Here is a 19,342-nt window from a genome sequence, read left to right as displayed (position 1 = left end):
TTATCAGGTCGGTCATGTATGACTGCGGGCACTGCCTGCCAGAGCCGTTCCCGGATGAACTGGCGGATGAATTCAGAATGTGAATCGCCACGGATAATCTAGACACTTCCGAGCCGTTGATAATACTGGTTTTCATATTCTGTCGGTGACATCTGATCGCTAGAACCATGCCGACGCTTACTGTTATAAAACATTTCGATGTAATCAAAAATATCGCTGCGGGCTTCTTCCCGCGTTCCGTAGAACTTTTTCTTTATCCGTTCGCGTTTCAACAACTGGAAAAAGCTTTCTGCAACCGCATTATCGTGGCAGTTACCGCGACGGCTCATGCTGCCCTCCAGTCCGTGTGATTTCAGGAACGACTGCCACTCATGGCTTGTGTACTGACTGCCCTGATCCGAATGAACCAGCACCTGTTTTTGGGGATTACGCCGCCATACAGCCATCAGCAGTGCGTTCAGGAAAATGTCCTTTGTCATCCGGGATTGCATGGACCAGCCGATAATTTTGCGTGAGAACAGATCAACAACCACAGCAAGATACAGCCAGCCTTCGTGGGTCCTGATATAGGTTATGTCGGTTACCCAACGCTCATCCGGAGCATCCGGATTGAACTGTCGCTGGAGCCTGTTGGGCGACACAATACTGGCCTCGCCTTTACGAGCCCGCGGGCTCCGGTATCCGACCTGAGCCTTTATCCCGACACGTTTCATCAGTCGCCAGACTCTGTTGACTCCGCACTGTTGCCCGCTGTCCCGCAGATTCAGATGGATCTTGCGATAACCATAGACGCATCCCGATTCCAGCCAGAACTGTTTAATCTGTCCTGTCAGTCTCAGGTCTGCCCGATGGCGTTGTGAATGCGGCTGCTGAAGCCATGCGTAAAAGCCACTGGGATGAACATCCAGCACCCGACAGAGCAGGCGAACAGGCCAGCAACGGGCGTTGTCACGGATAAAGGCGTACCTCAGTCGGACAGTTTTGCGAAGTACGCCGCGGCTTTTTTTAATATGTCCCGTTCGTCAGTAACCCGCTTCAGCTCTTTCTGGAGACGGCGGATCTCGGCCTGAGCATCTGACTGTTCTTTATGAGTGGAGGAATCCGGACCGTACTTCTTTATCCAGGCGTAAAGGCTGTGGGTGGTGATATCGAGACGTGTTGCAACGCTGGAAACAGAATAACCACGATCAACAACCTGTTTGACTGCTTCAATTTTAAACTCTTCGGGATAACGCTTACCGCTCATGGGCACCTCTCTTTAAGCCATCTTAAATGACTCTGAGGTGTCTGTTAAACCCGTGGCGATTCATCCTGCCGTGCTCCAGTTTATAAATGAGCGTTTCGCATACTAATTTGAGCAGTTCTTTTCTCAGAACACGTTATGATCTTTATGAAAATTTTTGTATCCCCTCACCGCAATGGAGTAAAACATGACATCACATCTGAACTGGCAGGCACCGGCCATCAATCGAAAAAAAGTGGGCGACATGACGGTGACCATGCTAAGTGATGGTTACCTCGACGTCTCCTTTGAACTGCTGTCAGGCATTGATGGGTCTCGTGCTGAAGCCCTGCTTCAGAAGCGGGGTGCCCCGGTATTACCTCGTATCAATATCAACGTTTATGTCATTCAGACACCTGAGCGTACCATTCTGGTTGACAGCGGCGCTGGTGGTATCAATGGCTGGGGCGGCCGGCTTCAGGTTGCCCTGGCAGCAGCAGGTATTGACCCCCTCGCTATCGATACCATCCTGCTGACTCACGCCCATCCAGATCATATTGGTGGACTTGCTGGTCCCTTACAGACTCCGGTGTTCCGCAATGTTCAGCAGCTTTTTGTTCATGAAAAAGAACTCGCTTTCTGGCGTGATGAAACCATTTCAGCAGGCGCGCCTGATGCGTTTAAGCCCTTCTTTGAAGTGGCAAAAAATGCCTTCAATGCTTATGACGATAAGCTGGTTCCATTCCGCGAGGAGTCGATTCTGCCCGGAATTCAGACAGTAGAACTGTTTGGACACACGCCGGGTCACAGCGGATATTTGCTGGGCGATGAAAAAGAGTCTCTGCTCATCTGGGGTGACATTGTTCATTTCCCTCACGTTCAGATTGCTCAGCCTGACGTTACAATCGCATTTGACAGCGATCCCGCTGCTGCGGCTGCCATTCGTGGCAAGCTGCTTGACCGTGTGGCTAGCGATAGTCTGGCCGTAAGCGGAATGCACTTTAACCTGCCAACTACAGGTAAGGTTGTGCGGGATGGCAGCACCTATGCGCTGAACTACGACCTCTGGTCACCTGCGGTATGATCCATCCCCTCCTGTTACGGCAGAGTGTACAGTCCGGGGACATCGTGAACACTTGTTCGGGGACATGGTAGACACTTACAACTAAGGCATAAGAACCCGTTTACGGACCGCACCATCGGCCGCCTTGTCCGCCTGCGCAACAGCTGCATCTAGCTCCCGGTGACCATAAACGCCAGTAGCCGGGACTTTGCCCGCGAGGGCTTTGCCGACGCGCTGGAGGCGAAGATGATAAAAGCGAAGCTTTCTCCCTCGCTGCTGGGCATTGAGTGCCTGGAGAGCGAGCGGATTATTGAAAACCTGGCGGCGATGCGCGGGCTGGAGATGCTGAAGCTGCGGGGGGGCGGGGTTTCGCTGGACGACTTCGGCACCGGCTACAGCAACATCAGCTACCTGCGGCGCATGCCGCTGGACGTTATCAAGCTCGACCGCACGCTCATCAGCGAAATCTTGTCAGACACCGCTTCACGCATCATCGCCATGCTGAAGGATCTGGACTACACGGTGCTGGCCGAAGGCGTTAAGGATGCCGATACGGTTACCGAGCTCACGGAGTACGGCTGCGACCAGGCGCAGGGATTCTTCTATTTCCGGCCGCTGCCGGAGGCGGAGCTTGACGAGTGGCTTTCGTGGAGCTGCGCGGCCAGTGCTGACCCGCTGCCACAGTTGCCAGGGACGCCACGCCTGCCGACACCGTCATGGCACCGACGAACGGGAACATCGTGGTGCTCACCACCTCGCGGATGCGCTCCGCCGTCCGGGCCGCATCCTCCAGCGCCGTCTGCAGCAGCAGGAGAATAAACTCCTCGCCGCCGAAGCGGCTGACCACGTCTCCCGTGCGGCAGGCCTGCCGTAGCAGGCTGACCAGCACCGCATCACCCGCATCGTGCCCGTACCAGTCGAAAGTGGTCGATATCAAGTGCAATCACGCACTGCGAGGCATCTTCGCGGCTCCTGTCCGCCAGCAGAGTAAAGCCACGCCGGTTGCAGAGCCCGGCCAGCGGGTCGGTCATGGCCTCGTCGCTGAGCGCGGCCATGGGGCCTGCCATGGCGTGGCGCTACTCCTCCTCCACGGCCTGCTTCAGACGGTCGGCCTCAAAGTACCAGGCCTTCACCGATGCCAGCGACGCGTCATTCCCCTCATCCCGCACCATGCCCGCCAGCGTCTCCAGGGGAGAGGCAATGCGCCCGGCCAGCAGGGTCACCACGGCGACCGTCAGGATAACGATGCTCAGCAGGAACCACAGTGCGTTTTCTGCCGTGCGCACCAGAATATGCCGGACCGTCTCAGAGGTCCCGGCGATAAAAATGTTCCAGTCCGTTTTGTGCAGGCTGGCGTAGCCCGTCCGCCTCCGAGCTGAACCGCCCGCTGTCCATGGAGGCCAGCCGCTTGCGCAGCGCGGAGTTCAGCGCCATTTTTGTTCCCATGCGTGACGGATCGTGGCTGAAGATGATGAGGCCGTCATTGCTGACGATAGAGCCGCGAGCGTAGAAATGCTGGCTCAGGATGTCGCTCAGCATGCTATGCTTTTGAGGTAGATTGTGCCGCCAATGTAGCCCAGGTAACTGCCGTGCGGCGTGAAGAGCGGCTGCGACAGAAACCACGTAGTTGCCCGTCGCCGAGGTAAAGGGCGCCGAAATAAACGGCTTCTGCGTGGCGATAGCCTGCCGAAATCGGTGGAGCTGCATGACAAAATCATCGGGCATTATCTGAACATAAAACACTATCAGTAAGTTGGAACCATTACCAGTTTCGTCTGCTAAGGCCAGCTAAAGTAAAAAGGTCAAAAAATGACCTTAACGTACAATAATTTTCGGTATCCAAACTGACCCCTAACAGATATAGTGATCCGATCCTCAGCGTCGGAGCAGGCCGCGCCACTCGGTAAAACTCCGGCATGGGCGCGCTTGGCAACTGGAGATATGAAGAATAATTACCTGACAGGGTACCTTTTTGCACCCTGTCAAAAGGGATGCGATTTCCCGATTTTTGCTTTCGCTTACCGGTCAACGTTATTTAAGGCTTAAGGATAACCTTTGTCCATCCCTCATCTCGATCATCGAAGTGTTTATATCCCACAGGAGCCTCTTCAAGCGAAAGACGGTGTGAAATTATTTGACCCGGGGTGGCTTTCCCGTGATGGATGAGGCGGGAAAGCTGACGGTTATAGGCCTTGACATTAGCCTGTCCGGTACGGATTGCCTGTCCTTTAAACCAGAAACTGCCAAAATCAAATGGCACCCTACCCTCTTTTGCAAGGTCAGATTCAGCGCCCGGATCCTGAGGAATAAAAACGCCAACCACACCAATTCCCCCTGTTGCTTTCGTTGATGCAACAAGACTGTTCATGGTGACCGAATTGTCTTCATGACCATGCTTGTTACAGCACTGATAGCCAACACATTCGCAGCCACAATCAGTACCGCGTCCATCCGTCAGGTCGAGAATTTTTTGGACTGCTTCATCACCAATAGCATTAATGCCTATAGCTCCCATTTTTTCTGCCAGAGCCAACCGGTCCTTATGCGTATCCACTACAAACACCTGTGAAGCGCCTTTAATGATCGCTGAATGAGCGGCCATCAAACCAACTGGACCTGCGCCATAGATGGCCACGCTTTCGCCAGGCTTTAATCCGGCAAGTTCTGTTGCATGCCATCCGGTAGGAAAAATATCAGAGAGCATAACATAATCATCTTCTTTTTCTGCCGCGTCGGAAGGAAGAACAAGGCAGTTAAAGTCGGCAAATGGTACCCGAAGCAGTTCCGCCTGACCGCCTTCCCAAGGCCCCATTTCAGCAAATCCATAGGCTGCTCCAGCTGTACCCGGATTGGTGGTAAGACAAAAGCCAGTCAGACCTTTTTCACAGTTTTCGCAAAAACCACATCCTACGTTAAACGGCAGGCAAACATAGTCACCCACCTTAATACGTTCAACGCCCGAGCCAATTTCTACCACTTCACCCAGGTTCTCGTGGCCCAGAATACGTCCCTGTTCGAAGCTAGTCCGGCCCTCATACATATGCAGGTCCGATCCACAAATATTGGTGGTGGTAATGCGAACAAGGACATCCGTAGGACGAACAATTTTTGCATCAGGTACGTCTTTAATCCTGACATCGTAAGGACCATTATAAATTACTGCTTTCATGTTTTTCTCCTTCTTACATCCGGAATCCGGAAGCAAACTGCTGCCCGGCGGGTTGGGGTATCAATCAAGCTTAGCTGCGATGACAGATATTGCGAAGGGTGGAGGGACGAGCTGGATGTTCCTTACCAGAGTACCAAGGCGTTTGTAAGCCAAGCACTTACTGATGAAGGCTGCCTTGAAAACGTTTAAAAATCATGGGTGAATACGTTTTCTAAGCAGACAGGCAAACACTACACAGACGTTTGCCTTTCCCTCAGTAAGTTCTGTACCAGTAGCGGATGTTGCTGAGGTTAATGGAAAAATAAGAGGTGTCTTCGCCTGCTGATTTTTACATCCAGTGTAGTGTTTCACTGAATTTGGCCACCTGAACAGAGGTGATATGCTTACTTCAGAACAACTCAGGCGCTCCAATGAAAAAAAATTTCAGTACAGAGTTCAAACGCGAATCCGCTCAACTAGTTGTTGACCAGAACTACACGGTGGCAGATGCCGCCAAAGCTACGAATGTCGGCCTTTCCACAATGACAAGAGGGGTCAAACAACTGCGTAATGAGCGTCAGGGCAAAACACCAAAAGTCTCTCCGATGACACCAAAAAAATCGAAAATCACCACAATGGCAACCCGGAGAGGCTACCAGATGGGGCGCTGGCTTACTGGCAGGCTTATGAAAGAGCTGGGACTGATTAGTGGCCAGCAGTCGACTCACCGGTATAAACGTGGCGGTCATGAGCACGTCGTTATCTCGAATAATCTTGAGCGACAGTTTGCCGTAACGGAGCCCAACCATGCGTGGTGATGTGACCTATATCTGGACGGGTACACACCAGAAAATCGTTGATATGACCATGAATGGCGTCGGATGCCGGGCAACCGCCCGCATTATGGGCGTTGGCCTCAACACGATTTTACGGCACTTAAATACTCAGGCCACAGCAGGTAACCTCCCGCATACAACCGGGCAGTGACGTTATTGTCTGCGCTGAAATGGACGAACAGTGGGGCTGCGGCGGTGCTAAATCACGCCAGCGCTGGCTGTTTTAGCGTATGACAGGATACGCAGGACGGTCGTAGCACACGTCTTCAATGAACGCACTATGGCCACGCTGGAGCTTCTTCTGAGCCTGCTGTCGCCCTTTGATGTCGTGGTCGTGGTATGGATGACGGATGGCTGGCCGCTGTATGAGTCACGCCTGAAGGGAAAGCTGCACATTATCAGCAAACGTTACACGCAGCGCATTAAACTGCATAACATGAATGTGAGACAGCCTCTAGCCAGGCTGGGAAGGAAGTCACTGTCGTTCTCAAAATCGGTGGGGCTGCATGACAAAGTCATCGGGCATTTTCTGAACATAAACCACTATCAGTAAGTTGGAACCATTACCCGTAAAAGGCCACATTGATCTTAAGAAACAAGGACCTGTTGGTAGAAAGTAAATTGAGCAACAACTTAAACACAACCGAAAACTGGCGAAAACCGTTGGTCTCGCCAGCAAATCCAGAGTTCCGATTTAAGTAGCCTTCATTTCTGCCGAAAAAGATTCACTACGTTGTTTTCTTGCTGTTGCTGGTGGTTGTTCACCCGCGACTCCCAGATTTCGAGTGCCTTACGCTTTTCAACCAAGTAATCGTAACGATCATAGTGTTTAGAACTTACATCCTGTAGGGCATGGTTCTGAATACGGTCACGCAGGTCTTTAGCGATACCCGCTTCCCCCATCAGAGTCTTACAGGTACGGCGAATATCACGAGCAATAAATGACGGGCTCAACGAAAAGTGTTCCCGATAATAGATGATGGCTTGCGCGAAGCTGTCTGTGCGCAGATGCTGTTCAGATTTGATGCGCTGCGGGAAGATGTAAGGGCTCTGATTAAGATTCTCAGCTTTCAACTTTTCGAGTATCCCAATGGCTGACTCAGTCAACGGTACCAGATGGTCTCTTTTATTTTTCGAAACATCCGCCACTATCAATAACGTCTTCTCTTCCCAGTTAATCGCACCCCAACGGCTGGAAACCAGTTCATGTGGCCTCTGGCCGCCCGTGTAGACACATAAGTTAAGCAATTGACTGATTAACAAGCCCACTTTTGGCGCTTTGGGGAAATCCCCCATCAATTGCAGCAACTCATCTAATTTCAGCCAGTTTGTACCCGGTTTTTCCGCTGCTGATTGTTTAGGAATGACACTGACTGGGTTCATCAGGAGCCCAAACATAACATTCTGCAGGTGGTTTGCCGGGTCGTTGTCTGCCTTCAATCCATAATTGAAGGCTGCCATTAGATAAGAGCGGACACGGTTTGCTTCAACCGAGGCTCCACGTTTGATAATAGCCGCCAGAATTTGTTTGATATGAGCGGGTGTAACGTCACGCGCTTTCGTCACTTTAGGTATAAATAGGTAGGTTTCTTTTTCCAGCCGGTACAGGACCTGTTGCCAGGTACGTTTGCCGTCTTCACGCATTTTGGTGGTGTAACCCAAAATGAGTTGCTCAATGCTGCCTTTGAGCTGGTCTTCGCGCTGTTGTTGTTCGGCAGTAAAGAGTTGTTCTGCGATTTCAGCTTTAGGAGATTTTCCTTCTTTAAGAAGGCCCGCATGTTCCTTACATTGCAGCCTTGCCTGAGCGAGTGACAACTCAGGAAAGCGGCCAAGCAGAATGAATTGCCGTTTACCCTGCCAAAAATAGCGATAGTAAAAAACTCGCTGGCCTGATGGCTCGACTTTCACCCCTAAACGCCCAGCCCCACGCTCACCGCTTTTGTCCCAGATGTAGTAAGCAGTTGTTTTCGGCTTTAAGCCGCTAATCATCGAGACAGTTAAATTATCAGACATAGCGTTTTCTGTTCTTCCTTCGTTACATCACCTAGCTGATTCTGGGTGATGTAGTGGGTGACGTAATGATGATACTGAAGGATAAAAAGCAGAACAACATGAAACAGCAATCATAAAATAAACTATTGTTATTTATATCCATTAAGTCTAATTGCAAAAATATGAAAAATCATGAAACATCAAATCCATATGACTCATAATCGCTTGGTCGCTGGTTCAAGTCCAGCAGGGGCCACCAGATTTTGGCTTTAAAATCAAAGAATTAAGCCACTCCAGTGAGTGGCTTTTTTTTACGCTAACACTAATAAGTAGCTTCTAGCACGCTCTCAGTGCGTCCGGTACGGCTCCCTCACATAATCCCGCAAGATATACACCAGATCGTGCAGCAGCCCGGTCAGATCCTCCGCGACTGCGCCCGGCAGCATATTCCCCAGTAACGCCTGATTCAGCGAACGCAGATATCCCACCATCAAACAGGTATCCTGCCAGCAGTCCGGCATGGCGGAATCCGGCAGCTCATCAACGGTGAGCTGGGCAATAAGGTGTGGGGGTAAATCTTCATCACACAGTTGCGCCAGTCGGGTGAGCACGTGCGACAGCCGTCCGCATAACGCCAGACGCGCGGTAATTTCTTTAGTTTCAAGCAGAACTGTTACCAGAGCCGCGCAACGATCCGTGACCTCAAACAGGTCAGCAGAGGCAGGCAGGGGCGAGGTGAGCAAGTGGCGGATAACGCTTTCGTCAGATTCGGGGTAAGTCAGGGTTGGGATCGTAGCCATAAGGCATCCTCCTTGTACGAGAAATAAGATCACCACCAGAGTTCCTACGCTCGGGGGGTGACGCTGACGGAGGTAGGAATGCCGACGTACAAGGGGATCGGCCAGCCTTTCGGCTGCTCCGCCAGCGCCACTGTAATCATATCGGGATACGCGCTGGCAGGACACCAGATCGTGAATCTGGGTCACCTTGTACTAAAGCGGGTTCCTACGCCCGGTTGCAGGTTTCACCGCAACGAGGAGACTCTACGCCCTGCTCTCCCCCACACAAAACAAAAAGCGCCACCGCAAGTCATTCTTGCGAGGCGCTTTCCAGAATCTCACCTTAGGAAGGTAAAACTTACCTTGCCAGCGACACCAGCATCTTCAGACTCGCAGAATAGTAATCCTCCTGAGCCGTGATCTGCGGCTCGCCCGCCGGGAGTTGCCCCATCGCCAGGTCACGCACCGCCAGCAGACCGCCGTCCATCATATAGGGCGCCGGATCGTTGGTGGTGATGTTCACCCAGGCTGGCGTCTGGGTACGGGCAAAACGTCCCCAGTAGGCGGTATATGGCGCCATCAGCGGGCTGGTTGGCTGATACCACTTCACGTAGAGCGGCACGCGGATCGCATCGTAGCTGAAGCGCGCCGGCCACTCTTTGGCCGGGGTTACGCGCCCGTCGGCGTACAGTGAAACCCAGTCCGCCGGGAGCTGCGTGTTGCCGAAGCGCATTTTCACCAGCAGCTTCTGCCCGTCATTGATCAAATCACGCCACACCGTCAGATGGCTGCGCTTCGCGAAATCCTCCCAGGCCGGGAAGATAAAATAGGAGGGGTTGAGATTCACATGGCTGTTGAGGTTAAAGCCTTTCGCGCCAGGCAGCATCACGCGGTAACCGGCAAAGCTGATCACATTGCGGGCCACCAGCTCTTTGGTGATGGCATCCGACGCGTTCAGGTAATTGCTGTCATTCCACTGGGTGCCCGCCTTTAACAGCGCCCAGGCGATAAAGGTATCGCCGTCGGTGGCATTGTTTTTATCCATAACCGGATCGGCGGCCACCGGGTTAAAGCGCCAGTAGAACAGGCCCGTCTGTGGGTTTTGCAGATTCTTTTTGGTCCAGCTCCAGATTTTGTCAAAACCCGCGCGATCGTTGTTGCGCACCGCCATCATCATGGCGAAGCCCTGCCCCTCGGTATGGCTCACGCTGTTGTTGCCGGTATCAATGATGCGACCATCCGGCATCAAAAACCGCGCCTTGTAACTCTCCCATGCGCTTCCAGCGAAAACCTGATGGCTTAACAACAGCCCCAGCGCCAGAACCACGATTTTAATTCGCTGCCACATGGCCGATCCTTATTGATTGTTTTGATATCTGAAATGGATAACCGTAGCCGAGGGGGATGCCTCCCGCCACAGTGAAACGTGCGATTTTCCGCCCTGCTCGCGCAGCCAGCGGGCGTAGAGCCCCTCCAGCACCGCGCTGAAGGCATGGTTCCAGGCCATCTGCTTTGCCTCTTCAGGCGGCACCGGCAATGCCGTATGCACGATGCGGATCGCCGTGTCGCTGGCATCAATATCAATATAGCCCCAGTTAAAGGCCGCCAGCCGGGCGTTGATCTGCTCTTCGAGTTCGCCCACCGTGTGCGCCAGCGTCAGCGGGAAGCGCTCGCCCAGGGTATCGCCCATCTGCACGAGAAAGGCGCGGCTCTGCGCCTCGCCGACGTTCGCCACCATCGTCTCAACCATCACGTGGATCAGTCCAAACCAGCCCGACTGGGACTGTTGATGCTGGTAATAGTGCAAAAGCTGTTGATCGTTCATTATTTATTCCCCAGAAGGTAGCGGAAGTAGAGGCTTGCGGTGCTTTCGTTGTAATCACCGAAGGTGTCATACCCAATCTGCCCGCCGATGGTCATATCTTTGTTGAGTTTGTAGTCCGTGGACGCGCGCAGGTTGTAGCCCAGGCCGTTTTCGCTGTTGCCTTTGTAGAACGCCTCTTTGGCGAAACCACGGGAGACGTAATCTTCCAGCTGGCGCTGCATGGCCGCGTCCGTCGGGAAGTACGGGCTCTCATCCTGGGAGTAGGACTGATAACCAATCGACGCGCCTAACCCGAGGTTCCAGTTGTCATATTTCTGGGTGTAATCCACCGGGAAGGAGACGCTGATATAGTCCTGCGGACTGAAATAGCCCCCCTGCCCGTAGCTGAAGTAGCTCAGGTTTTTGTCGAAGTTCATGTAGTTCATGTTGATGCCGGCTTTCAGCTCGCGGTCGGCGGCGTAGTAAGGGCGGAAATAGACCCCCGCAGAGCCGGTGACGCTGGTGTTGCTCGGCACGTTCTCCCCGACATAGTCGTACACGCCAAACCCGGCGTAGAAACCTGCATCGGTATTGTCATAGCTCAGCTGCGCGCTGCCGCCGTTTTTGGTGACCTGGCCCCACCTCTTGCCGCTGTATTTGTCCTCAACGCCAACATAGGAGAGGAGGCTGTCTACCACCGCACGACGCTCGCCGGTAAGCACCAGCTTGAGGTAATCGGTCAGCTGTGGCGACCACTGGATCCCACCCACGACGGTATTCAGATCCTGGCCCAGCGGCGTGGAGCCAACGTCAATTTTGTATTGATCCCCGGTGAGCGCCATCGCCACTTCCACACCCTGAGCGCTTTGCGAGCCCTGGGACGGCACCTTGATTTTGTCGATATTCGGCAGCTCAGGCGGCGTGGTGGTGGAGGCGTTATAGAGCTCTTCGGCCACGCCGCCCTTAATCAGCGCCCCGGTACCAAACCGGCGACTGGATTCATCGGACGAGGTACCCGCATCGAGGCTTATCGGCGTGACGTTAACGTCCAGGCGGGAATCACCGAACGGCACGGTGGACCACTGCAATGGCGCCTTGATCTCGGTGAGCTTGCTGAGCCCATCTTCGCCGTCACGCGCGCGCAGGGAGGTTGATCCCCGCGCCCAGGTGGCGGTTTTATCCACCAGCATCTCCATCATGTTATCCACCTGGCGCAGCGTACCGGCTTGGGCGGTTTCCACCGGCAGATCGGTGCGCACAGTACCCGGCGGCGCGGTCTGTGGATTACGCGCCAGCTGGGCCACCTGCCACGGCATCGCCTGGCCGTAGAGGGACGGCGACGCCGCCACCTCGCCGGTGCTGGAGGTACCCACAAACGGGTTGTCGGCCAGTGCCAGGCCGCCCAGCATTGGGGCGGTTTCACCGGTGTTATTCTGCAGGCCGAGCAGCTTGCCGCGCGCGGTGCGCAGATAGCTCATCGCCTGCTGATGGTTGCCTTCCGCCTCGGAGACCCGCGCCAGCAGCAGCAGGCGCTCCGGCGAACCGTCGTTGGTCAGCCCGGCGCTCAGCTGCTTCGCTTTATCGACGTTTTTGCTGGCCAGGGCCACATCGATCGCCCCGGCCCGCGCATCCTGCTGCGGTGTATCGCGGGTCATCAGGTAGTCGTAGACCACCCCTGCCTCTTTATTCATCTTGCCGGACTGATAGACGCGGGCCATCGCAAACATCAGATCGGTGTTCTGCGGATCGTTTTGCATGGCGCGGATCAGCTTGTCGTAGGCCGCGGCATAGTTGCCCTGGGTGCGCAGACGATCGGCCTCGTTGATCACGTAGCCGTTACGAATGCTCGCCAGCTGGGTTGGCGTACTGCGGGACTGCAACTCCGGGCTGGCAAGCCAGGCCTGGGCTTCGCTGCCCAGCCCCGCCTGATTGAGCACCGCCACCTGATCGGCATAATCCCCGGCGTTACCCTGCACGCCGCGGCGCATGTTGTCGTGGACCACGCTCACCGCAGTGGTGACATCCCCGCTCTGGGCCAGCATCCGCGCCAGCTTGCCCGCATCCGCCGGGCTTTGTGGCGGACGCGCCGCCAGGGCTTTCAGGGTGTTGGCCGCCGCGGTGCGATCGCCCTGCGCCAGATAGCGCTCGGCGACGTTCATCTGCAGGTTGTAGTTGACCCGCTGCGACAGCTCGCGCATATCGCGATTCTGGCTGGAGGCTGGAATGCGCGACAGCAGGGTTTGCGACTGCTGCCAGGCGTTGTTTTCACTGGCGAACAGCGCGGCAGCGTAGAGTTCACTGTTGCTGGCGTTCGGGCGGAAGGCCGGTGCCATGGTGTTGGCCGCCTCTGCGTCGCGTCCCTGTTTCTGCAACAGACGCGCAAGATCGAGACGCAGCCAGGGATCGGACGGATAGCGGGCCGTCCCCTGCTGCAACAGCGCAATGGCGCGCTGCCGATCGCCGTTGGCCGCCGCCTGCTGCGCCTGACGACGCAGCGGATCGGTCGGGTTGCCGCCGGAGACGCGCGGCTGGAGCCTCGCCTGCAGGCTGGCCGGCAGGGTCTGCAACATCGCCTGGGCTTCGGCGGTTTTGTTCTGCTCGCGCAGGACGTAGTAGAGGTTTTCCCGCGCCGCGCCGTTGTTCGGCTGCTCGGTCAGCAGGCCGCGCAGGGTCTGCTCCGCCGAGGTGTAATCTTTGTTATGCCGCTGGACGTCGGCGCGGAACAGCTTCGCCGCCGCCCCCTGTTCGCCACTGCGCTGGGCGAGCGGTGCGCTCAGGGCCAGCGCCTGGCTGACGTTACCCTGTTTGTAAGCCGCCTGCGCCTGGGCCAGCTGGCCGTAAAACTCGGCATCCTGCGCCTGCTGCTTGCGCTCCTCAGAGGCGCTTCCGCCCAGGCTTGCCGCACGGTTCAGGTACTGCGCGCCTGCGGCGTAGTCGCCCTTGCGCAGGGCCACGTAGCCCATCCCGGCCAGCGCGTCGGCATCTTCCGGGTTGGTCTTCAGCGCCTGCTCAAACTGGCTGCGGGCGGTGTCGGTATTGCCGCTGTTCAGCGCCACATAGCCTTCGCCTTTTGCCGCCCCGCCGATGCTTTTACGGAAGTAATCCTGCACTGCGGTATCGGTGGGATGGCGCTGGAGGTAGGTCTGGTAATAGGCTTCGTCACCCGCCTGCGGCCCCAGCCAGAGCAGAGCCTGACGCAGGGATTTATCCGCGTCCTGACTGCCGCTTGCCAGATCCTGGAGAATATCCATCCCCTCGCGGCGGGTGCTCTCCTGATAGGTGAGCACTTTGCCCAGCGCAATTTTGACGTTGTTATCCTGCGGGTACTGCACGCGCAGCTGACGCAGCTCGCTTACCGCCTGCGGATAGAGGGATTTGTCCCCCGCCATGGTCAGATAGTATTCCGGGGCCAGGCTCGGCGGCGGCTGGTTGCCGGTAAACAGGCTCTGCCAGGTGCTAAGCGCGGCGGGAATATTGCCGCTGCGCGCCTGCTGGCGGGCCAGCTCCAGCTGCCCGCGCGGCACCTGCTGCATCTGTTTGGCGTTATCCAGCGCCTGTAGATTCGCATCCTGCGGCGAGACCGCCGTTAAGCGCTCACGCCACTGCGCGGCCCCTTTCATGTCCCCAGCCTGCTGTGACCACAGCGCCATCAGGTAGAGCGCCTGGGTGTTGTTGGGGTCCACCATCAGCACTTTTTTCAGCGATTCCATCGCCAGGTTATCGTGAGACTTTTCGTGCCAGTAGTTCGCCTGGTCGAACAGCGCTTTCAGCGCCGGGTTATTGGCCGACTGCGCGGCATCCGCCGCCTGGGCGCCCTGAAGGCCCCCGAGCGCCAGCCCGCTGAACAGGCAAAGCACAGGCAGATGTCTGGCGGTTTTGTTTTTATTTTCCATAGTGTTACCACCCTTACTCACGATCTGAATCCTGTGGGTTAAGTCGTTTATGCGCGCGTTTTTTCAGTAACGAGTAGAGGCTCAGGCCAATAATCGTCGCGAACAGCAGGCCAAAAATTGCCAGCATGGCGGAGTGCTGCGTGGCATACCACACCACCATCATGTACCAGGGCATCTGGCCGCTCGGGAACTGCGGGCCGACGCGGAAGCTGCGCACGCCGTTTTCATCGGTGATGATCGCCGTATCGCCGCGGATCCCGGCGTTGATGCGGGCCGAGTTCAGGTCGTTATGCAGACGCGAAAGCTGTTGATCATTGCTGCCAATCGCCATCACCACCAGACGTTCCGGGTTCCACTGGGAGCGGAAGCTGACAAAGCCGCGCCAGGATTCGTTCGACGAGAAGTAGCGGTCGGCATCGACGCCCGACGCGTTCCAGTCGCCCTCCAGCAAGCGCTGCGCTTTTTCCAGCATCTTCGGCTCGCGCACCCCAAAGGTGTGTTCGTTGCTGATAAACGGCGACTGGGCCAGCAGCGCGCGGTTGAAGGCGGTTTGGTCCAGCGTGGAGACCGCCAGCACATCGCTGTTGCTCAGGCGCAGCAGGTTCGCCCCGCCAGAGGGCAGACCGAACATCACGCGGTTGTTGTTCAGCGCGGTCCCGGTGGCGTTACCGGAGCGGGCGGCGAGATCCAGCAGCGTGCCAATCTCGCTTTCGCTCGGGTTTTCCGGCAGGAGTAATACCGTCTGCGAGAAGTCCGCCAGACGGGTGAACGGGAACGAGGCGCCGACGAAGTAAGAGAGATTTGGCAGCAGCGCGAAGTGGCGCGAATTGCTCAGATCGATGCTGGAGTCTTCGTCGATACGGCTCTTGATGTTGTTATTGAGCAGCACGCTGCACGGCGCGTTCTCTTTGGTCTGGATGTTGAAATAGAGCTGCAGCTGGTTGTCGCCGTAAATCAGATAGGGCTCCAGCGGCATGACAAAGTTCTCCTGGCGCGCATCGCCGCCGAGCTTGTGCCACAGCCCTTCCAGCAGGCCCTGTTTATTTACCGGCAGGTTACGCAGGAAGGTGCCGTTAAAGGTCATCGACAGGTACGAACGCTGTTCGTCGATCCAGCTTTCGGACGGGAAGCGATAGGCTATTTTCAGCGGAATGGTGTCGCCATCCCACATGAAGAGATCCGGTGCGGCGCGGAAGCCAAGGGTCAGCGGCTCGTGCCAGATGCCGGTTACCGTCAGGCTCTGATCTTTACGCATCAGCTCGCTCAGCAACACCGGGCGGTCGGTGGCGATCCAGCGCGGGGCGTCATAAGGCTTGCTGACCGGGATGTTCTGGGCCTCCACCGGCAGGCTGGTGGTCTGGCCGCTGAACTCTCCGCGGGTCAGACGCCACGCGGCGCTTTTCAGTTGCTGCTCGTTATTGCCCACCACCAGCAGCAGTTTGTAGATCGGGTTGGCCGGGTTATCCACCACCTGGAGCATCGCCCCGTTAGAGGCGGGCAGCGTCAGGCCGCCAATCGACTCGCCCGGTTTGCCGAACAGGATGCCGTTTTTCTCCGGCAGCTGATCATGCAGGGCGTCAAACGAAATACCGCGGTAGTCCGCTTCGATCCCCAGCCACGAGGCGATCAGCGCCGCCGCGCCCACCTGCTCCGGCAGGGTTTTGGCCGGGAAGGCGAAGGTCAGCGTGGTCGGCGTCATCTGCATCTCATCAAGGAACGGACGCGGGAAATGGCTCAGATCCGCGCCAATGTTCAGCTGCTGCGCCTCCAGGTCGAGACGCGTGTTCGGCATGATGGTGACCTGATAATTGTCCGACAGATCCCGCTGGCACAACAGGGCGTCGCCGTCGTTGATTTTGAAGCTGATATTGTTGCGCGACACCACCATCGCCGCCGGGATCTCAAGCTGATAGCTCGACACGTTGCTGTCGGCAGAGCCCAACGGCACGGTTCCCAGCGGCTGGCCGTTAAGCATCAGTTGCAGGGTGGTATTACGGGCCGCCATCGCCGGAGAGACCTTCAGGTTCAGCTCCAGCTGGGCATTGGTGATCACCTGGTCCGCCGAGAGGGTGAAATCGATCCCCCCCTGAAGCTGCCCACCGCTTAACACCACACCATTGGGCTGCCCCATCTGGGCAACGGTGATGCTGCTGCTGGTGCCAGGGGTGATCCCCATCGGCACCGGAGAAGCAGGAACGGCATCGGGCGTCACCGGCATGGCCTCCGGCGCCGGGCTGGCAGCCGGTTCCGCAGCCGCCTCTGCCGCCGGTGGGGTCTGGAAAGCGGGCAGCGTATCGGGTGCAGGCAGAGAAGCTGGCGCCGCATCCGCAGCGGGCTGCGCCGCGTCGGTCCCCGGCGGCGGGAGATCCACCGGCAGCAGCGATTCCACGGTGGTCGGCTCTTCCGCCGTCACCGGCTGCGCCAGGACGCCAAATACAAACAACATCTGCAGCGCTTTGCGGGTCATCCCTTTCATACAGCGGTATCCTCGGTGGCGTTATTCCTGCGCCCTGCATCCTCATGGCGTTGACGACGCTTATTACGACGGTCTTTCCAGGTCAGCCAGAACAGATCAAATACGCTGCGAATAATGATAAACAACGAGCGGAACGGGTTGTCCTGCGGCTTAGGCGGGTTGATCCACGCATCGGCGCGGGCCAGCACCACGCGCACCAGTTCGCGACGGCGCTCCAGCGGGATCTCGGCGAACATCAGGCGAATGTACTGCTCATCGTGGGCAATGACGCTCACCGGAATACTGATCGCCCCGGATTGCAGCTGTAGCTCAATCTCTTCGATCTCATCGGTCAGGTGACGGTCGTCCACCACCGCAATACGGCAGCCGCCCATGGAGAGATCCAGAGTATGGCTGCGCGAGGAGATGCCGCTGGCGTAGTGGATCACCACCGGCACGTTGGCATCGATACGGATCGTCTTACGCGTCTGTCGGGTTTCACGCGCCACGGCAATGGCCGCCAGCAGGAAGATCAGGCTGTAGATACCCCAGCCGACGTTCAGGGCGATAACCATCGGATCGACGTTGAAATAGTCATGCGCGACGGCGCGCGTGATCCCGGCGACCACCCCTGCCGCCAGCAATACAGCGATGATCAGGTGCGGGCGGACAATGCTGAAGTCGAAATAGCCCACGTCCAGCAGCGCGCCTTTATCGGTTACGTTGAACTTGCCGCGTTTCGGGAAGATCAGGGTGATCACCGTCGGCAGCACCAGATGGAAGGCCAGCACGAGGTCATAGATCTCCCCCCAGAAGCTGTAGCGGAAGCGCCCGTTGACCCGCGAGTTCACATAGATACAGAGGAACAGGTGCGGCAGCATATAGGCGAAAATCAGGCTCGCCGAGGAGTGGATGATGTTCAGGTTAAACAGCAGGTAGGCCAGCGGCGCGGTGAGGAACGCCACGCGCGGCAACGCAAACTGGAACGAGAGCATGGCGTTGAGGTAGCACAGACGCTGCTGCCACTTCAGGCCGCGGCCCAGCAGGGGGTTATCGACCCGCAAAATCTGCGTCATGCCGCGCGCCCAACGGGTACGCTGGATCACGTGCACCACCAGGCGCTCCGTCGCCAGCCCTGCGGCCAGCGGAATATTCAGATAGGCCGACTTCCAGCCCAGGCGCTGCATCTTCAGCGCGGTGTGGGCATCTTCGGTAACGGTTTCCACCGCAAAGCCGCCAATCTCTTCCAGCGCGCTACGACGGATCACCGCACATGAGCCGCAGAAGAAGGTGGCGTTCCAGTTATCGTTACCGCGCTGGATCTGCCCATAGAAAAGCTGCCCCTCGTTAGGGATATCGCGGCCTGCGGAGAGGTTACGCTCGAACGGATCCGGCGAGTAGAAGTAGTGCGGCGTCTGCATCAGCGCCAGCTTCGGATCCTGCAGGAAGGCTCCAACCGTCGCCTGCAGGAAGATACGCGTCGCCACATGGTCACAGTCAAAGACGCAGATCAGCTCGCCTTTGGTGAGCTTCATCGCGTGGTTGAGGTTGCCCGCTTTGGCGTGGGAGTTGTCGTTACGCGTGATGTACCCTACCCCGACGTTGGCGGCAAACACCGCGAACTCGCTGCGCTTGCCGTCATCCAGCAGATAGATCTTCAGCTTATCCGCCGGATAATCCAGGCACTGCGCCGCCAGCACGGTATCGCGCACCACGTCCAGGCTTTCGTTATAGGACGGGATATAGATATCCACCGTCGGCCACTGCGACATATCATCCGGCAGCGGCACAATCTTGCGCTGTAACGGAAAAAGGTTTTGCAGATAACTCAAAATAATGGTTATCCAGATATAGAGTTCGGCGAGAAATAACCCGATCCCCAGGATGGCCTCAATTTCGGAATTAAAGTGCAGCGTCTGCGTGGCCCGGAACCAGATATATCGTGTGGACATTAACACCGCCACGATCATCATGATTACCGATACGCGGTGATGTTTGCTAAAGCCGAGCAGCAGCAGCGCCCCAATGCTGATTAAGCCGAAGATATACTGCTTCTGGCTATCCATTGGGGTGATAATAATGAGCACGGCGATAGGTGCTAAGACCAATAGCAGTAGATAAAACAGCGCCTTTTTCATAGGACGTCCCTG

At 56.6% G+C, this 19,342-nt stretch carries 14 protein-coding genes and 4 pseudogenes; 5 read left to right on the top strand and 13 right to left on the bottom strand.

What is annotated here, in order from left to right:
- Positions 1 to 98: 98 nt before the first annotated feature.
- Positions 99 to 1,246, bottom strand: a protein-coding gene (locus ACOKCT_RS12810; protein WP_114316739.1) for an IS3 family transposase whose coding sequence is annotated in 2 segments (ribosomal slippage) — positions 99 to 1,009 and positions 1,009 to 1,246 — 1,149 coding nt in all. Because the reading frame shifts where the segments join, the coding sequence is not laid out codon by codon here.
- Positions 1,247 to 1,430: 184 nt separating this feature from the next.
- Between ACOKCT_RS12810 and ACOKCT_RS12805 the strand changes: the two genes are divergently transcribed.
- Positions 1,431 to 2,306 (top strand): MBL fold metallo-hydrolase, encoded by an 876-nt coding sequence (locus ACOKCT_RS12805; RefSeq protein ID WP_114316737.1) that lies wholly within the window; start codon positions 1,431 to 1,433, stop codon positions 2,304 to 2,306.
- Positions 2,307 to 2,408: 102 nt separating this feature from the next.
- A pseudogene (locus ACOKCT_RS12800) lies at positions 2,409 to 2,936 on the top strand (EAL domain-containing protein); the annotation flags it as partial.
- Here ACOKCT_RS12800 and ACOKCT_RS12795 read toward each other — a convergent pair.
- The 4 genes from ACOKCT_RS12795 to ACOKCT_RS12780 are packed head-to-tail and all read right to left on the bottom strand — an operon-like array spanning position 2,851 to position 3,824.
- Positions 2,851 to 3,174, bottom strand: a complete 324-nt coding sequence (locus tag ACOKCT_RS12795) for a diguanylate cyclase (protein WP_371414003.1) — start codon at positions 3,172 to 3,174, stop codon at positions 2,851 to 2,853. The pseudogene ACOKCT_RS12800 and the gene ACOKCT_RS12795 sit on opposite strands and share 86 nt — an antisense overlap.
- Before the next feature lie 4 nt (positions 3,175 to 3,178).
- Positions 3,179 to 3,352 carry a hypothetical protein gene (locus ACOKCT_RS12790; protein WP_371414002.1) on the bottom strand — a complete coding sequence of 58 codons (174 nt, stop codon included), beginning with the start codon at positions 3,350 to 3,352 and terminating at the stop codon, positions 3,179 to 3,181.
- 9 nt (positions 3,353 to 3,361) lie between these two features.
- On the bottom strand, positions 3,362 to 3,571 hold the full coding sequence (locus ACOKCT_RS12785) for a hypothetical protein (protein ID WP_371414000.1): 210 nt from the start codon (positions 3,569 to 3,571) through the stop codon (positions 3,362 to 3,364).
- 19 nt (positions 3,572 to 3,590) lie between these two features.
- Positions 3,591 to 3,824 carry a hypothetical protein gene (locus ACOKCT_RS12780; RefSeq protein WP_371413999.1) on the bottom strand — a complete coding sequence of 78 codons (234 nt, stop codon included), beginning with the start codon at positions 3,822 to 3,824 and terminating at the stop codon, positions 3,591 to 3,593.
- Between the two features lie 141 nt (positions 3,825 to 3,965).
- Between ACOKCT_RS12780 and ACOKCT_RS12775 the strand changes: the two are divergent.
- Positions 3,966 to 4,037, top strand: a pseudogene (locus tag ACOKCT_RS12775) (IS1 family transposase); the annotation flags it as partial.
- A 283-nt stretch (positions 4,038 to 4,320) separates the two neighbouring features.
- Here ACOKCT_RS12775 and ACOKCT_RS12770 read toward each other — a convergent pair.
- Complete coding sequence (locus ACOKCT_RS12770) at positions 4,321 to 5,454, bottom strand: glutathione-independent formaldehyde dehydrogenase (protein WP_114316735.1); 1,134 nt, start codon at positions 5,452 to 5,454, stop codon at positions 4,321 to 4,323.
- 410 nt (positions 5,455 to 5,864) lie between these two features.
- Here ACOKCT_RS12770 and ACOKCT_RS12765 point away from each other — a divergent pair.
- Together ACOKCT_RS12765 and ACOKCT_RS12760 are read left to right on the top strand one after the other, a co-directional pair.
- Positions 5,865 to 6,047 (top strand): annotated as a pseudogene (locus ACOKCT_RS12765) (transposase); the annotation flags it as partial.
- Positions 6,039 to 6,822, top strand: a pseudogene (locus ACOKCT_RS12760) (IS1 family transposase). The pseudogenes ACOKCT_RS12765 and ACOKCT_RS12760, both read left to right, overlap by 9 nt.
- 152 nt (positions 6,823 to 6,974) lie before the next feature.
- Here ACOKCT_RS12760 and ACOKCT_RS12755 read toward each other — a convergent pair.
- From ACOKCT_RS12755 to bcsA, 7 genes are all read right to left on the bottom strand, one after another.
- Complete coding sequence (locus tag ACOKCT_RS12755; protein ID WP_114316733.1) at positions 6,975 to 8,282, bottom strand: tyrosine-type recombinase/integrase; 1,308 nt, start codon at positions 8,280 to 8,282, stop codon at positions 6,975 to 6,977.
- 326 nt (positions 8,283 to 8,608) lie between these two features.
- Positions 8,609 to 9,061: a hypothetical protein gene (locus ACOKCT_RS12750; protein ID WP_103177085.1), complete on the bottom strand. Its 453-nt coding sequence runs from the start codon at positions 9,059 to 9,061 to the stop codon at positions 8,609 to 8,611.
- 337 nt (positions 9,062 to 9,398) lie between these two features.
- Entirely contained in the window at positions 9,399 to 10,388 is a 990-nt protein-coding gene (locus ACOKCT_RS12745; RefSeq protein ID WP_159339926.1) for a glycosyl hydrolase family 8, read from the bottom strand.
- A gap of 9 nt (positions 10,389 to 10,397) precedes the next feature.
- Positions 10,398 to 10,865, bottom strand: coding sequence for a cellulose biosynthesis protein BcsD (gene bcsD, locus ACOKCT_RS12740; protein ID WP_180210935.1), 468 nt, complete (start codon positions 10,863 to 10,865; stop codon positions 10,398 to 10,400).
- Positions 10,865 to 14,737, bottom strand: a complete 3,873-nt coding sequence (locus ACOKCT_RS12735; RefSeq protein ID WP_420193535.1) for a cellulose synthase subunit BcsC-related outer membrane protein — start codon at positions 14,735 to 14,737, stop codon at positions 10,865 to 10,867. Before ACOKCT_RS12735 ends, bcsD begins: the two co-directional genes overlap by 1 nt.
- 13 nt (positions 14,738 to 14,750) lie before the next feature.
- The gene (gene bcsB, locus ACOKCT_RS12730; protein WP_420193534.1) at positions 14,751 to 17,213 is read right to left on the bottom strand and encodes a cellulose biosynthesis cyclic di-GMP-binding regulatory protein BcsB; all 2,463 of its coding nucleotides are present in this window, start codon (positions 17,211 to 17,213) and stop codon (positions 14,751 to 14,753) included.
- Positions 17,210 to 19,330: a UDP-forming cellulose synthase catalytic subunit gene (gene bcsA / locus ACOKCT_RS12725; protein WP_114316629.1), complete on the bottom strand. Its 2,121-nt coding sequence runs from the start codon at positions 19,328 to 19,330 to the stop codon at positions 17,210 to 17,212. Before bcsA ends, bcsB begins: the two co-directional genes overlap by 4 nt.
- Positions 19,331 to 19,342: the final 12 nt, after the last annotated feature.

Origin of the sequence: Leclercia sp. M-A074-M, from assembly GCF_965195605.1 — a bacterium.
Classification (GTDB): domain Bacteria; phylum Pseudomonadota; class Gammaproteobacteria; order Enterobacterales; family Enterobacteriaceae; genus Enterobacter.
Note: the sequence above shows the minus strand (reverse complement) of the source record. Positions and strands in the feature narration are given on the sequence as shown.